Annotated in this window: 8 protein-coding genes; 7 read left to right on the top strand and 1 reads right to left on the bottom strand. The window is 68.8% G+C overall.

What is annotated here, in order from left to right; translation table 11 throughout:
• The first annotated feature begins 260 nt into the window (after nucleotides 1–260).
• The 6 genes from OG598_RS25920 to OG598_RS25895 all read left to right on the top strand — a co-directional run bounded on the left by OG598_RS25920 (nucleotide 261) and on the right by OG598_RS25895 (nucleotide 12270).
• Nucleotides 261–1640, top strand: a complete 1380-nt coding sequence (locus OG598_RS25920) for an ABC transporter substrate-binding protein (protein WP_328651469.1) — start codon at nucleotides 261–263, stop codon at nucleotides 1638–1640.
• An 86-nt stretch (nucleotides 1641–1726) separates the two neighbouring features.
• Nucleotides 1727–2683, top strand: a complete 957-nt coding sequence (locus tag OG598_RS25915) for a carbohydrate ABC transporter permease (protein ID WP_328651468.1) — start codon at nucleotides 1727–1729, stop codon at nucleotides 2681–2683.
• Between the two features lie 11 nt (nucleotides 2684–2694).
• Nucleotides 2695–3582, top strand: coding sequence for a carbohydrate ABC transporter permease (locus OG598_RS25910; RefSeq protein WP_328651467.1), 888 nt, complete (start codon nucleotides 2695–2697; stop codon nucleotides 3580–3582).
• A 139-nt stretch (nucleotides 3583–3721) separates the two neighbouring features.
• Entirely contained in the window at nucleotides 3722–5341 is a 1620-nt protein-coding gene (locus OG598_RS25905; protein ID WP_328651466.1) for a glycoside hydrolase family 13 protein, read from the top strand.
• A gap of 143 nt (nucleotides 5342–5484) precedes the next feature.
• Complete coding sequence (locus OG598_RS25900) at nucleotides 5485–8385, top strand: galactose-binding domain-containing protein (RefSeq protein ID WP_328651465.1); 2901 nt, start codon at nucleotides 5485–5487, stop codon at nucleotides 8383–8385.
• A gap of 189 nt (nucleotides 8386–8574) precedes the next feature.
• Nucleotides 8575–12270 carry a discoidin domain-containing protein gene (locus OG598_RS25895; RefSeq protein ID WP_328651464.1) on the top strand — a complete coding sequence of 1232 codons (3696 nt, stop codon included), beginning with the start codon at nucleotides 8575–8577 and terminating at the stop codon, nucleotides 12268–12270.
• Here the strand turns inward: OG598_RS25895 and OG598_RS25890 are convergent.
• Nucleotides 12257–13072 (bottom strand): crotonase/enoyl-CoA hydratase family protein, encoded by an 816-nt coding sequence (locus tag OG598_RS25890; RefSeq protein ID WP_328651463.1) that lies wholly within the window; start codon nucleotides 13070–13072, stop codon nucleotides 12257–12259. The genes OG598_RS25895 and OG598_RS25890 overlap by 14 nt on opposite strands.
• A gap of 185 nt (nucleotides 13073–13257) precedes the next feature.
• Here OG598_RS25890 and OG598_RS25885 point away from each other — a divergent pair, with 185 nt between their 5' ends.
• On the top strand, nucleotides 13258–14112 hold the full coding sequence (locus tag OG598_RS25885; protein ID WP_328651462.1) for a Rieske 2Fe-2S domain-containing protein: 855 nt from the start codon (nucleotides 13258–13260) through the stop codon (nucleotides 14110–14112).
• The last annotated feature ends 73 nt before the right edge of the window (nucleotides 14113–14185 follow it).

Genomic DNA, 14185 nt, shown 5'->3' with positions numbered 1-14185 from the left:
TGGTCGGCATCGACCAGGCCGAATGACCGGTCATAAGGTATCAATAGCCGGCAAGCCGGGCTGCTTTCAGCGTCTTGCCAACATCTGTCGTCATCACGTCGTGTCCTTTCGGAACAGGGTCGATACCTTGCCGAAATGAGTCGGCCTCGCTACAGTGACTCCACTCACACCTGGCTCCGACGCAGCTACTGGGCGTCAGGTCGTATCACCGCAGATCAGCGAAGGTCATTGGAGACACCCGTTCCCGAAGGGATGGACAGATGTCCGTACCGCAATACCGAAAGGCTGCGGCGGTTGCGCTCGTGGCCGGCCTGGGGCTCAGCCTCACGGCATGCTCCACGAAGAGCGACGACAAGGGTTCGAACGCCAGCGGCAAGGTCACCATCACTGTCGACTGCCAGCCGGTCGGCGCCCAGAAAGAGCTGTTGAAGAACTGGAACGACGACGTCGCCGAGTTCCAGAAGCAGAACCCGGACATCACCATCAAGAGCGTCAGCGTCGGCGAGCAGTGCAACAACCCGCCGGACTTCACCGCCCGCCTCGCCGGCGGCACCGTGACCGACGTCTTCTACGGCTACATGACCGATCTCCAGCAGGTGCTCGACTCCGGTCAGGCGATGGACATCAGCCAGCACGTCAACAAGGACGCGATCTCGACCTGGGACAGCGTCGACCCGGCGCTCAAGGAGGTCTTCACCGACGGCGGCAAGCTCTACGCCGTTCCGGTGAAGAACTACTCGATGGGCCTGGTCTACAACAAGGTCCTGTTCCAGCAGGCCGGGCTGGACGTCAACAACCCGCCCAAGACCTGGGCCGAGGTCCGTGCCGCCGCCAAGAAGATCTCCGCGCTCGGCAACGGCATCGCCGGCTACTCGGAGTACAGCGCCGGCAACACCGGCGGCTGGCACTTCACCTCCCTGCTCTACTCGCAGGGTGGCCAGGTGCTGACCGAGGACGGCAAGAAGGCCGACTTCAACAACGCCATGGGCAAGCAGGTCCTGCAGAACCTCAAGGACATGCGGTACGGCGACAACAGCATGGGCGCCCGTCAGCTCCTCCAGTGGGGCGACCTGCTGACGAACGCCGGCGCGGGCAAGGTCGGCATGTTCATCGGCGCGCCGGACGCCACCCAGGCGATCGTCAGCCAGTTCCAGGGCAAGTTCCAGGACTGGGCGATGGCTCCGCTGCCGGGCCAGGACGGTGCGGCGAAGGGCACGCTCGGTGGTGGCGAGGGCTACTTCTTCAAGAAGGACCTCACTCCCGAGCAGGTCAAGGCCGGTCTGAAGTGGATCGCGTACCAGAAGCTCACCCCGGGCAAGGGCCAGTTCGACTACGTGCGGGCCAAGCCGCAGAACTACCCGGTGGGTCTGCCCCAGCCGCTGCTCTTCGCCAACGGCAGTGACGCGCAGAAGCAGGAGCTGGAGCTGCGTAAGGCGAACGCGAACGTCGACACCACGAACTTCGCGCTCTTCGAGGCGACCCCGGTTCCGATCAAGGGTGAGCCGCGCAACGCCCAGGCCGTCTACGCGGTGCTCGACGCCGCGATGTCGGGTGTGCTGACCAACCCGAACTCGAACATCGACGCACTGCTCAAGACCGCCGAGGAGAAGGTCAACCAGCTCCTCGCCGCCGAGAGCTGACCGATCGTGTGGGGGTCGGGACGCCGACCCGACCCCCACGCCACTCGCACCGCATCTCGACGTCACCGACTCACCCAGGAGTTGCCTTGGCGATCACCACCGTCCCGGAGACCCCCAGGAAACCGGGCCGCCCGCCGTCGCCGTACTCGGCGAGGCCACAGCGCACCAGTCTCGGCCGCAAGGTACGGGACAACCTCACCGGTCACGCGTTCCTGATCGGGGCGGTGCTCTGCTTCGTCGTCTTCTCCTGGTACCCGATGGTCCGCGGCATCATCATGAGCTTCCAGCGGACCCGGCGCGGCGAGACCACCTGGGTGGGCTGGGACAACTACTCCCGCATCATCGCCGACCCCAGCTTCTGGACGGCCTGGCAGAACACCTTCTACTTCACCGTCCTGGCGCTGGCCCTCGGGTACGTGGTGCCGTTCTTCGTGGCGATCCTGCTCAACGAGTTCCGCCACGCCAAGGGGTACCTGCGGATCCTGGTCTACCTGCCGGTGATGCTGCCGCCGGCCTCCGCGCTGTTCCTCTTCAAGTTCTACGCGTACGACCCGAGCGAGGCCGGGCTCTTCAACGCGATCCTCAAGGCACTGCACCTGCCCACCTCGCAGTGGATGCAGTCGCCCGAGATGACGATGCCGGCGATGGTGTTCGCGTCGACCTGGATGAACATGGGTGGCGCGGTGCTGATCTACCTGGCGTCGTTGCAGAACATCCCCGGCGAGCTGTACGAGGCGGCGGAGCTCGACGGCGCCGGGATCTGGCGCCGGATCGTCCACGTGACGATCCCGCAGACCCGGCTGATTCTCGCGCTCCTGGCGATGTTGCAGATCGTCGCCACGATGCAGCTCTTCATCGAGCCGCTGATCCTCGCCAACGGCGCGGGCGCGGAGGACTCGGCGACCTCGGTGGCGTACCTCATCTACCAGCACGGGTTCTTCCAGAACGACCTCAACGGCGCCGCCGCCCTGGGCGTGATCATGCTCGTGGTGCTGGCCGGCTTCTCCGCCGTGTACGTGCGGCTGACTGCGAAACAGGACTAGGACGGCGAGGAATGGCACAGGATTCCGGAACCCGGACCCTCATCTCCCAATCCCAGCTCAGCCGGGGGCGCGGCCGGGTCATCTACTGGACGCTGCTGGTAGTGGTCGTGGCGGGGTTCACGCTCGTCTTCCTCGGGCCGCTCTACTGGATGGTCACCGGCGCGCTCAAGTCCGGCCAGGAGATCGCGCAGACCCCACCGTCGCTGTTCCCGAAGGACCCGCAGCCGCAGAACTACATCGACGCGTGGAACAACCTGGCCCTCGCCAAGCTGCTCTTCAACACCTTCTACTACGCGGTCGGCGCGGTGCTGTTCCAACTGGTCTTCGACACCGCCGCCGCGTACTCGCTGTCCAAGCTTCGACCGATCTTCGGCAACGCGATCCTCGCCCTGATGCTGGGGACGCTGATGATCCCGGCGATGGTCCTCATCGTGCCGCAGTACGTGACGGTGATCGACCTGCCGATCGTGCACATCAACCTGCTGGACTCACCGTTCGCGATCTGGCTGCCCCTGGTCGCTAACGCGTTCAACATCTTTCTGTTGAAGCGGTTCTTCGACTCCATCCCCGAGGAGTTGATGGCGGCGGCCCTGATGGACGGGGCGACGTCGCTGCGCACACTCTGGTCGATCATCCTGCCGCTGTCGCGTCCCATCCTCGGCGTCGTCTCGATCTTCGCCGTGACGGCGGTCTGGAAGGACTTCCTCTGGCCGAAGCTGGTCATGCCGTCGCCCGAGACCCGGACGGTCAGCGTCGGCATCTACGCCTTCGCCGGTGGCACACCCATGAACGTGGTGATCGCCGCCTCGGTCATCGCCGCCATCCCGACTGTCATCATCTTCCTGATCTTCCAGCGGAACATCATGTCCGGTCTGACCACGGGCAGCATCAAGGGATAGCGACCACCGGTCCTCCCGCGCGGCGAACAACGACCGTTCGCCCGATACATATCTTCCTCCGGCGAACCCGCCGACGTACTGACGCAGAAAGCAGGTGCTCGTGTCCACAGCTGACAGAAGTCCGTGGTGGCGTGGAGCCGTGATCTACCAGGTGTATCCCCGGAGCTTCGCCGACGGTAACGGCGACGGAATCGGTGACATCGCCGGCATCCGGTCCCGGCTGAACCACCTGTCCGCGCTCGGCGTCGACGCGATCTGGTTCAGCCCCTGGTACCCGTCCCCGATGGCCGACGCCGGCTACGACGTCTCCGACTACCGCGACATCGACCCCGTCTTCGGCACCCTGGCCGAGGTCGAGGCGCTGATCGCGGAGGCGCACGCGCTGGGCATCCGGACCATCGTCGACGTGGTGCCCAATCACTGCTCCGACGCGCACCCCTGGTTCCAGGCAGCGCTCGCCGGCGGCCCCGGCGCGCCCGAACGGGACCTGTTCTGGTTCCGACCCGGCCGGGGCCCCGACGGCGACGAACGACCCACCGACTGGGTCGGCGAGTTCGGCGGCGAGACCTGGACCCGCACCACCAACCCGGACGGCACCCCCGGCGACTGGTACCTGCACCTGTTCGCCCCACAGCAGCCGGACTTCAACTGGGACCACCCCCGGGTGCGGGAGGAGTTCGAGGACATCCTGCGGTTCTGGTTCGACCGGGGCGTGGACGGCATCCGGATCGACTCGGCCGGGCTCCTGGTCAAGGACGGGACGCTGCCCGAGGTCCGCGAGGACCACCCGCACCCGTTCCACGACCTCGACGGGGTGCACGAGATCTACCGGGGCTGGCGTCGGGTCGCCGACGAGTACGCCGACCGGGCGCTGATCGGTGAGGTGTGGCTGCCGGACCGGCAGCGGTTCGCCAACTACCTGCGCCCGGACGAGCTGCACGCCGCGTTCAACTTCGACTTCCTCGGCTGCGCCTGGGACGCCGCGGCGCTGCGCGAGAGCATCGACGGGACGCTGAGCGCGCACGCGCCGGTCAACGCGCCGGCCACCTGGGTGCTCTCGAACCACGACGTCACCCGGCACGTCACCCGCTACGGTCGCGCGGACACCCGGTTCAGCTTCGCCGCCAAACGCGAGGGCACCCCCACCGACCTTGAGCTGGGCACCCGCCGGGCCCGCGCCGCCGCGCTGCTCTCGCTGTCGCTGCCCGGTGCCGCCTACGTCTACCAGGGCGAGGAACTGGGCCTCTACGAGGTCGAGGACATCCCGTACGCGATGCGGCAGGACCCCATGTGGGAGCGGTCCGGCCGGATCGACCCCGGTCGGGACGGCTGCCGCGTACCGCTGCCGTGGGCCGGTGACGAGCCGCCGTTCGAGTTCAGCCCCGAGGGTGCCGCAGCGCCCTGGCTGCCGCAGCCGGCCGACTGGAAGGACCGGACGGCCAGCGCGCAGACCGGCGACTCGGCCTCGATGCTGGAGCTGTACCGGGCGGCGATCCACGCCCGAAAGGCCGACCCGGCGCTCGGTGACGGTGAGCTGACCTGGTTGCCCGCCCCGGACGGGGTGCTGGCGTTCAAGCGCGGCGGTGGCTTCACCTGCCTGGTCAACCTGTCCACCGCGCCGGTGCCGATGCCAGCTCAGGGGGAGTTGCTGCTGGCCAGCGGGCCGCTCGACGACGGGTTGCTGCCGTCCGACACCGCGGTCTGGCTGCGTACCGCCGAATCCACCGACGGGCCGCGCGGGGCGGACGGCCCGGCCTGACCTGACTCTGCTCGCCGTGGTGCCGGCGGCCCGTCCCGGCCGCCGGCACCACGCCACCAAGAAGGGAGAACCGAGGGGGGACGCGCGACACCGCACCGACACGGGGGGATCTGGCCTGCCTGACGAAAGGGAGAGCGCAGCTCATGGCCAACCACACCACCGGCACCCCGCACCACCTTCGACACCCGGCCCGGGCAGGGCTGGCCGCCATCGCCGCCACCCTGCTCGCTGCCACCTCGGTCACCGTCCTCGCGGTCACCGGCACCGCTACCCCGGCCTCGGCGGCGGGGTTGTCCCCCTTCGACATCCCCAACCGGGGCGCCACTGTTCCGTTCGTCGAGCAGGAGGCGGAGGAGACCGCCCACAACGGCACGAAGATCGGCCCGGACCGGCGTTACGGCACGCTGCCGTCCGAGGCGTCCGGCCGGGAGGCGGTCACCCTCGACGCCGTCGGCGAGTACGTCGAGTTCACCCTCACCGCCCCGGCCAACGCTGTCACCTTCCGCTACAGCCTGCCGGACAGCCCGGCCGGCACCGGCCGCGACGCCTCCATCGACCTGCGGGCCAACGGGTCGCTGCTGAAGTCGGTACCGGTCACGTCGAGGTACGGCTGGTACTACGGCGGATATCCGTTCAACAACAACCCGGGTGACACCAACCCGCACCACTTCTACGACGAGACCCGGGCGCTGTTCGGCAGCACCCAGCCGGCCGGCACGAAGATCCGTTTCCAGGTCTCCTCGACCGCCCAGTCGCCCTCGTTCACCATCGACCTGGCCGACTTCGAGCTGGTCGCCCCGGCGATCACCAAGCCCTCCGGTGTGCTCGACGTGGTCACCGACTTCGGCGCCGACCCGAGCGGCGCTACCGACTCGACGGCGAAGTTCCAGGCGGCGGTCGACGCCGGCAAGGCGCAGGGCCGTGCGGTCTGGATCCCGACCGGCACCTTCACGCTCTGGGACCACGTGGTGGTCGACGGGGTGACGCTGCGCGGCGCCGGGCCCTGGTACTCGGTGCTCGGCGGCCGGCACCCCACCGAGCGGAACCGGTCCGTCGGCATCTACGGCAAGTACGTCCCCGGTGGCGGCTACACCGGCCCGGTCCGCGCGCACGAGGCGAACGGGCCCAGCCGCAACGTCACGCTGCGGGACTTCGCCATCATCGGCGACATCCGCGAGCGGGTCGACGACGACCAGGTAAACGCCCTGGGCGGGGCGATGACCAACTCGGTGGTGGACAACCTCTGGCTGGAGAACACCAAGGTCGGGGCGTGGATGGACGGCCCGATGGACAACTTCACCATCCGCAACAGCCGGATCCTGGACCAGACCGCGGACGGGGTGAACTTCCACACCGGGGTGACCAACTCGACGGTGACGAACACGTTCGTCCGCAACACCGGTGACGACGCGTTGGCGATGTGGGCGCAGAGCGTGCCGAACGTCAACAACTCCTTCACCCGCAACACCATCGGGGTGACCCTGCTGGCGAATCACCTGGTCAGCTACGGCGGTCGGGACATCAAGATCACCGACAACGTGACGGCCGACTCGCTGACCAACGGCGGTGGCATCCACATCGCGAACCGCTACCCCGGCGTGCAGGGCGCCACCGGAGTCCAGGGCACCTGGACGATCGCCCGCAACACGTTGATCCGTAACGGCAACTCGGACTACAACTGGAACTTCGGTGTCGGGGCGATCTGGTTCTCGGCGCTCAACGAGGCGTTCCAGAACCCCACCATCAACATCACCGACACTGACATCCTGGACAGCTCGTACGCGGCGCTGCACTGGATCGAGGGCCAGACCAACGGGATCAACCTCAACAACGTACGGATCGACGGCGCCGGCACGTACGCGCTCCAGGTGCAGGCGAACAGCCAGGTGTCGTTCACCAACGTGCGGGCCACCAACATCGCGCAGAGCAACCCGATGCACAACTGCGTGGGCGCCGGCTTCCAGATCACCCAGGGCTCCGGCAACTCCGGCTGGTACACCCCGACCCCGTACTGCGGCCCGTGGCCGAACCCCCAGTGGGGCGGCGGACCCACCTCGCCGCCGCCCACCACCACCCCGCCGCCGACCACCCCGCCGCCGACGACTCCGCCCCCGACGACTCCGCCGCCGACCAGCGGAAACCTGGCGCTGGGCCGCTCGACGACAGCCACCAGCACCAACCAGAACTACACGGCCGCCAACGTGGTGGACGGCAACGCGTCGACGTACTGGGAGAGCGCCAACAACGCCTTCCCCCAGTCGGTCACCATCGACCTGGGTGCTTCCCGGTCGGTCGACCGGGTGGCGCTGAAGCTGCCCAGCGGTTGGGAGCAACGCACCCAGACCCTGTCGGTGCTCGGCTCCACCGACGGCTCGTCGTACACCACACTGGCGTCGTCCGCCGGTCGGGTCTTCACCCCCGGTGCGGGCAACACCGTGTCGATCGGGCTGCCCTCCGGTGACCGCCGCTACATCCGGGTCACCGTCACCGGCAACTCCGGCTGGCCGGCGGCGCAACTCTCCGAGGTCGAGGTGTACGGCGGCACCCAGACCACCCCGCCGCCGACCACGCCACCGCCGACCACCCCGCCCCCGACCACCCCGCCCCCGACCACGCCGCCGCCCAGCGGCAACCTGGCGGTCGGACGGTCGATCACCGAGACCAGCCACTCCGACGTGTACGCCGCCCCCAACGCGGTGGACGGCAACGCGAACACCTACTGGGAGAGCGCCAACAACGCCTTCCCGCAGTCGTTGACAGTGGACCTGGGCGCCGACCGGTCGGTGTCCCGGGTCGTGCTGAAGCTCCCACCCTCATCGGCCTGGCAGACGCGTACGCAGACGCTGGCGGTGCTCGGCTCCACGAACGGCTCGACGTTCAGCACGCTGAAGGCGTCCGCCGGCTACAGCTTCAACCCGGCCAGCGGCAACACGGTCACCGTGACCTTCACGGCGACCACCCAGCGGTACCTGCGGCTGACCGTCACCGGTAACAGCGGCTGGCCAGCCGGCCAGCTCAGCGAGTTCGAGATCTACTCCAGCTAGGTCGGGTGCCCCCGCCCGGACCGGGCGGGGGCACCCGGTCCGGGCGCCCCGGCGCAACGCCGCGCCAGCCGTCCGACCCCGTCCCCAACCCGCACCGTCCCCCACCTGTCGCGGAACGACGGGCGTACCCCTGCACCCGTCGCCGGACAACGCACCCACACCCACCCCCGAAAGAGGTGTAGCGACCCCATGTCCAGGACCGGCACCAGACGAGGCACGCCGCCAACCGGCGCGCCCACCACCGTCCCCCGCACCGCCCGCACGGGCCGCCGTCGGATGCTCGCCGGCGCGCTCGCCGGGATGCTCCTCGCCACCGCCCCGGTCGTCACCCCCATGGCGAGCGCGGCACCGGCGACCGACGCGTCAGCGGCCGCCGCCCGAGTGGCCTTGCTCGCCGGGCTCTCCGCCACCATGACCGCCAGCAGCTACAACCAGAACTACGTGGCGGGCAACGCCAACGACGGCAACGCGTCGACCTACTGGGAGAGCGCCAACAACGCGTTCCCGCAGTGGATCCAGGCGGACCTGGGCGCCACTGTCAGCGTGGACCGGGTGGTGCTCAAGCTGCCACCCGCGTCGGACTGGCAGACCCGTACCCAGACGCTGTCGGTGTTGGGATCGACGAACGGCTCGTCCTTCACCACCCTGAAGGCGTCCGCCGGCTACACCTTCAACCCGAGCAGCGGCAACACCGCGAGCGTCAGCTTCACCGCTGCCAGCACCCGCTACGTACGGGTGCAGGTCACCGGCAACACCGGTTGGCCGGCCGCCCAGCTTTCCGAGGTCGAGGTGTACGGCGCCAGCGGCAGCACCGACACCCAGGCGCCCAGCGTGCCGGGCAACCTGGCCTACACCCAGCCGGCCAGCGGGCAGATCCGGCTCGCCTGGTCGGCGTCGACCGACAACGTCGGTGTGACCGGCTACGACGTCTACGCCAACGGCGCGCTGCGTGGCAGCGTCAGCGGCTCGACGCTCACGTACACCGACAGCCAGGCGGACAGCGCCACTGTGTCGTACTACGTCCGGGCCAAGGACGCGGCCGGCAACCAGTCGGCGAACAGCAACACGGTGACCCGCACCGGCACCGGCAACCCGCCGACCGGGAGCAACCTGGCGATCGGCAAGCCGATCAGCGCCTCCGGGTTCGTGCACACGTTCGTGGCCACCAACGCCAACGACAACAACGTGGCCACCTACTGGGAGGGCAACGGCAACCCGAGCACGCTGACAGTGCAGCTCGGCGCGAACGCCAGCCTCAGCCAGGTCGTCGTGAAGCTCAACCCGGACTCGGCGTGGGGCGCGCGTACCCAGAACATCACGGTGCTGGGCCGGGACCAGGGCTCGTCGAGCTTCACCACTCTGGTCGGCGCGGCGAACTACGCCTTCAACCCGGGCAGCGGCAACACGGTGACCATCCCGGTCTCCGGCGCGGCGGCCGACGTACGGCTCTCGATCGCCTCGAACACCGGCGCTCCGGCCGGTCAGGTGGCCGAGTTCCAGGTCTTCGGCACCCCCGCGCCGAACCCGGACCTGACCGTGACCGGCATGTCGTTCAGCCCGTCCGCACCGGTGGAGACCAGCACCATCACGCTCTCCGCGACCGTGCGTAACGCGGGCTCGGCGGCCTCCGGCGCTACCAACGTCAACTTCTACCTGGGCTCCACCCGGGTGGGCACGGCGTCGGTCGGCGGTCTCGCGGCCGGTGCCTCGACCACTGTCAGCGCCAGCATCGGCACCCGGGACTCGGGCAGCTACCCGCTCAGCGCCAAGGTCGACGAGTCGAACACGGTCGTCGAGCAGGACGACACCAACAACAGCTACACGAACCCCAGCCCGTTGGTCGTCGCCGCGGTCGCTAGCTCCGACCTGGTCGCCTCGGCGGTCGCCTGGTCGCCGGGCAACCCGTCGGCGGGCAACACGGTGACCTTCTCCGTGTCCATCCGCAACGCCGGCAACCAGGCTTCCGCGTCCGGTGCGCACGGCATCACCCTGACCGTTCTCAACGAGTCCGGCACCGTGGTCCGTACCCTGACCGGCTCGCACTCCGGCGTGATCAACGCCGGCGCGACTGTCGGCCCGATCAACCTGGGCACGTGGACCGCCGCGAACGGCAAGTACACCGTCCGGGTGGTGCTCGCCGTGGACGGCAACGAGCTGCCGGTGAAGCAGGCCAACAACACCAGCGACCGTCCGCTCTTCGTCGGTCGCGGCGCCAACATGCCGTACGACATGTACGAGGCCGAGGACGGCGTGATCGGCGGCGGCGCCGCCGTCGTCGGACCGAACCGGGAGGTCGGCGACCTGGCCGGCGAGGCGTCCGGTCGGCGGGCGGTGACCCTCAACTCGAACGGCAGCTACGTCGAGTTCACCACTCGGGCCAGCACGAACACGCTGGTCACCCGCTTCTCCATCCCGGACGCCGCCGGCGGTGGCGGGATCAACTCGACGCTCAACGTCTACGTCAACGGCACGTTCCACAAGGCCATCGACCTGACGTCCCGGTACGCCTGGCTGTACGGCAACGAGACCAGCCCGGGCAACTCGCCGAGCGCGGGCGGTCCGCGGCACATCTACGACGAAGCCAACGTCATGCTCAACTCCACAGTCCCGGCCGGCAGCAAGATCCGCCTTCAGAAGGACCCGGCCAACACCACCACGTACGCCATCGACTTCATCAACACGGAGCAGGTGGCGCCGATCGCCAACCCGGACCCGGCGCGCTACACCACGCCGACCGGCTTCACCCACCAGGACGTGCAGAACGCCCTGGACCGGGTGCGGATGGACACCACCGGCAACCTGATCGGGGTGTACCTACCGGCCGGTAACTACTCCACCTCGTCGAAGTTCCAGGTGTACGGCAAGGCGGTCCAGGTGACCGGCGCCGGCCCCTGGTACACCCGGTTCAACGCGCCGTCGGGCCAGGACAACACCGACATCGGCTTCCGGGCGGAGAACTCGGCGGCCAACTCGTCGTTCAAGAACTTCGCGTACTTCGGCAACTACACCTCTCGGATCGACGGTCCGGGCAAGGTGTTCGACTTCTCCAACGTGTCGAACATCGTGATCGACAACATCTGGAACGAACACATGGTGTGCCTCTACTGGGGCGCGAACACCGACTACATGACGATCAAGAACTCCCGGATCCGGAACATGTTCGCCGACGGCATCAACATGACCAACGGCAGCACCAACAACCTGGTCAGCAACAACGACGCCCGGGCCACCGGCGACGACAGCTTCGCGCTGTTCTCGGCCATCGACGCGGGCGGCGCCGACATGAGAGACAACATCTACGAGAACCTGACCTCGACGCTGACCTGGCGGGCCGCCGGTGTCGCCGTGTACGGCGGCTACGGCAACACGTTCCGCAACATCTACATCGCGGACACGCTGGTCTACTCGGGCATCACCATCAGCTCGCTCGACTTCGGCTACCCGATGAACGGCTTCGGTGCCAGCCCGCCCACCCGGTTCGAGAACATCTCGATAGTGCGGGCCGGTGGGCATTTCTGGGGCTCACAAACCTTCCCGGCGATCTGGGTCTTCTCCGCCTCGAAGGTGTTCCAGGGCATCCGGGTCAGCGACGTCGACATCATCGATCCGACCTACAGCGGCATCATGTTCCAGACCAACTACGTCGGTGGGCAGCCGCAGAACCCGATCACCGACACGGTCTTCACGAACATCTCCATCAGCGGCGCCCGCAAGAGCGGGGACGCCTACGACGCGAAGTCCGGCTTCGCCATCTGGGCGAACCCGATGCCGGAGGCCGGGCAGGGGCCGGCCGTCGGGTCGGTCACCTTCAACAACCTCCGGTTGAGCAACAACGCGGTGGACATCCAGAACCCCACGACAACCTTCACCATCAACCGCAACTGATCCAGCCCGAAGCCGACGCCGTCGGGAGGTTCACCCCTCCCGGCGGCGTCGCGCCGTGTCGGCCCTCGCCCGCGGCGAACCGGGCCGCGCCGGCCGCGGCGTCCGTGGCCAGCGAGTCCATCCCGTACGCCAACTCGGTAGCGAGCGCCTCCGGCTCGGGCAGCCCCGCGCCGGCCAGCAGCGCCGCCCGGTCGTTGCGCAGACAGGTCTGCGGATGCCGGGCGATCGCCGCCGCCAACTCCTCGGCCGAGGCCCGCGCCTGGCCGGGTGGCACCAACCGATTGACCAACCCCATCGTGTACGCCTCGTCGGCCGGCACTGGGCGGCCGGTGAGGATCAGGTCCATGGCCCGACTCTCGCCGATCAACCGGGGCAGCCGGACGGTGCCACCGTCGATCAGCGGCACTCCCCAGCGGCGGCAGAACACCCCGAGTGTCGCGTCGGACTCGGCGACCCGCAGGTCACACCAGAGCGCCAGTTCGAGCCCGCCCGCCACCGCGTACCCGGAGATCGCCGCGATCACCGGTTTGCTGAGCGTCATCCGGGTCGGACCCATCGGGCCGTCCCCCTCCGGCTCGACCCGGTTGCCGCTCGGTGTGCCGATCGCCTTGAGGTCGGCGCCGGCGCAGAACGTCCCACCGGCGCCCCAGAGCACGGCCACCAACGCGTCCGGATCAGCCTCGAAGGCCCGAAACGCGTCGGCCAACGCCCGAGCCGTAGGACCGTCCACGGCGTTCCGAGCGTCCGCCCGATCCAGCACAACAGTGGTGACCGCCCCGACCCGCTCCACCCGCACACCCATCCCGCCAGCATGCCGGCCCGGCTCCACCCCCACAATCCCCGTCGATCTTGCACTCCGGGTTGCCGGTTCGCGGCTTGTGCCCCGGATCATGTGAGCACGAACTGCAAGATCGGCGTGGTGATTGGTGCGGCAGGTTTGTCGCCGCCGACCGGTTTGCGACGGCGATCGCCGGGAAGTCGGTACTCGTGCGAGCACTTTTGACGAAAGTTGAGCAGGACTCCCGGCTGGACCGCGCGGGTGACCGGTTGCAGAAGGTCGTCCTGGGGACGTTGCGTCCACGCCGGCTGCGTGACCTGCTGCACGGGGTGACCCTCGGGCATCCGCTGCACCCGGCGATGGTGCAGGTGCCGGTCGGCGCCTGGATCAGCGCCGCGGTGCTGGACCTCATGCCCGGGCAGCGCCGGCCCGCCACCGTGCTGGTCGGTCTGGGCACCGTCAGCGCGCTGCCGGCGGCGGTCGCCGGTCTGAACGACTGGGCGGCACTCGCCCGGGACCAGCGCCGGGTCGGCCTGGTGCACGCCGCCGCCAACACCGTCGGCATGACGCTCTACGCCGGCTCGTTGGCCGCCCGGCTGTCCGGCCGCCACGGAATGGGTCGCGCCCTCGGCTTCCTCGGCCTCTCCACTGTGAGCCTTGGTGCGTACATCGGGGGTCACCTCGCGTACAAGCAGGGGGCGCAGGTAAACCAGAGCGTCTCCGAGCTGCACCGGATGACCGATGGCTGGCACTCGCTGGCCGACATGGCGACGCTGCCGCAACGCACCCTGATCACCCGAGAGGTGGACGACGACATCTCGGTGATCCTCTACCGGCACGGTGACGAGGTGACAGTGATGTTGGAGCGCTGCCCGCACCAGAGCGGGCCGCTCGGCGAGGGCGAGGTGCAGGAAATCGACGGCCACGCCTGCGTGGTCTGCCCGTGGCACGGCAGCGCCTTCCGGCTCAACGGCGGTGAGGTGGTGCAGGGGCCGTCCGGCAACGACCAGCAGATCCTGCCCACCCGCATCCAGAACGGCGTGCTCCAGACCCGCCTGCCCTGACCGGCCTGCCCCGACCCGCGCGCCTCCGGCGAGCCTCCGCCGGACGGCGGAGACACCAGATCGTGCGGGCCGC

The sequence above is a fragment of the Micromonospora sp. NBC_00330 genome, from assembly GCF_036136635.1.
GTDB lineage: Bacteria > Actinomycetota > Actinomycetes > Mycobacteriales > Micromonosporaceae > Micromonospora > Micromonospora salmantinae.
Note: the sequence above shows the minus strand (reverse complement) of the source record. Positions and strands in the feature narration are given on the sequence as shown.

Bases quoted from the DNA above. Each gene is read 5' to 3' on its own strand.
- OG598_RS25895 (WP_328651464.1), top strand. From the start codon at position 8,575: ATGTCCAGGACCGGCACCAGACGAGGCACGCCGCCAACCGGCGCGCCC.
- OG598_RS25900 (WP_328651465.1), top strand. From the start codon at position 5,485: ATGGCCAACCACACCACCGGCACCCCGCACCACCTTCGACACCCGGCC.
- OG598_RS25910 (WP_328651467.1), top strand. From the start codon at position 2,695: ATGGCACAGGATTCCGGAACCCGGACCCTCATCTCCCAATCCCAGCTC.
- OG598_RS25920 (WP_328651469.1), top strand. From the start codon at position 261: ATGTCCGTACCGCAATACCGAAAGGCTGCGGCGGTTGCGCTCGTGGCC.
- OG598_RS25890 (WP_328651463.1), bottom strand. From the start codon at position 13,072: ATGGGTGTGCGGGTGGAGCGGGTCGGGGCGGTCACCACTGTTGTGCTG.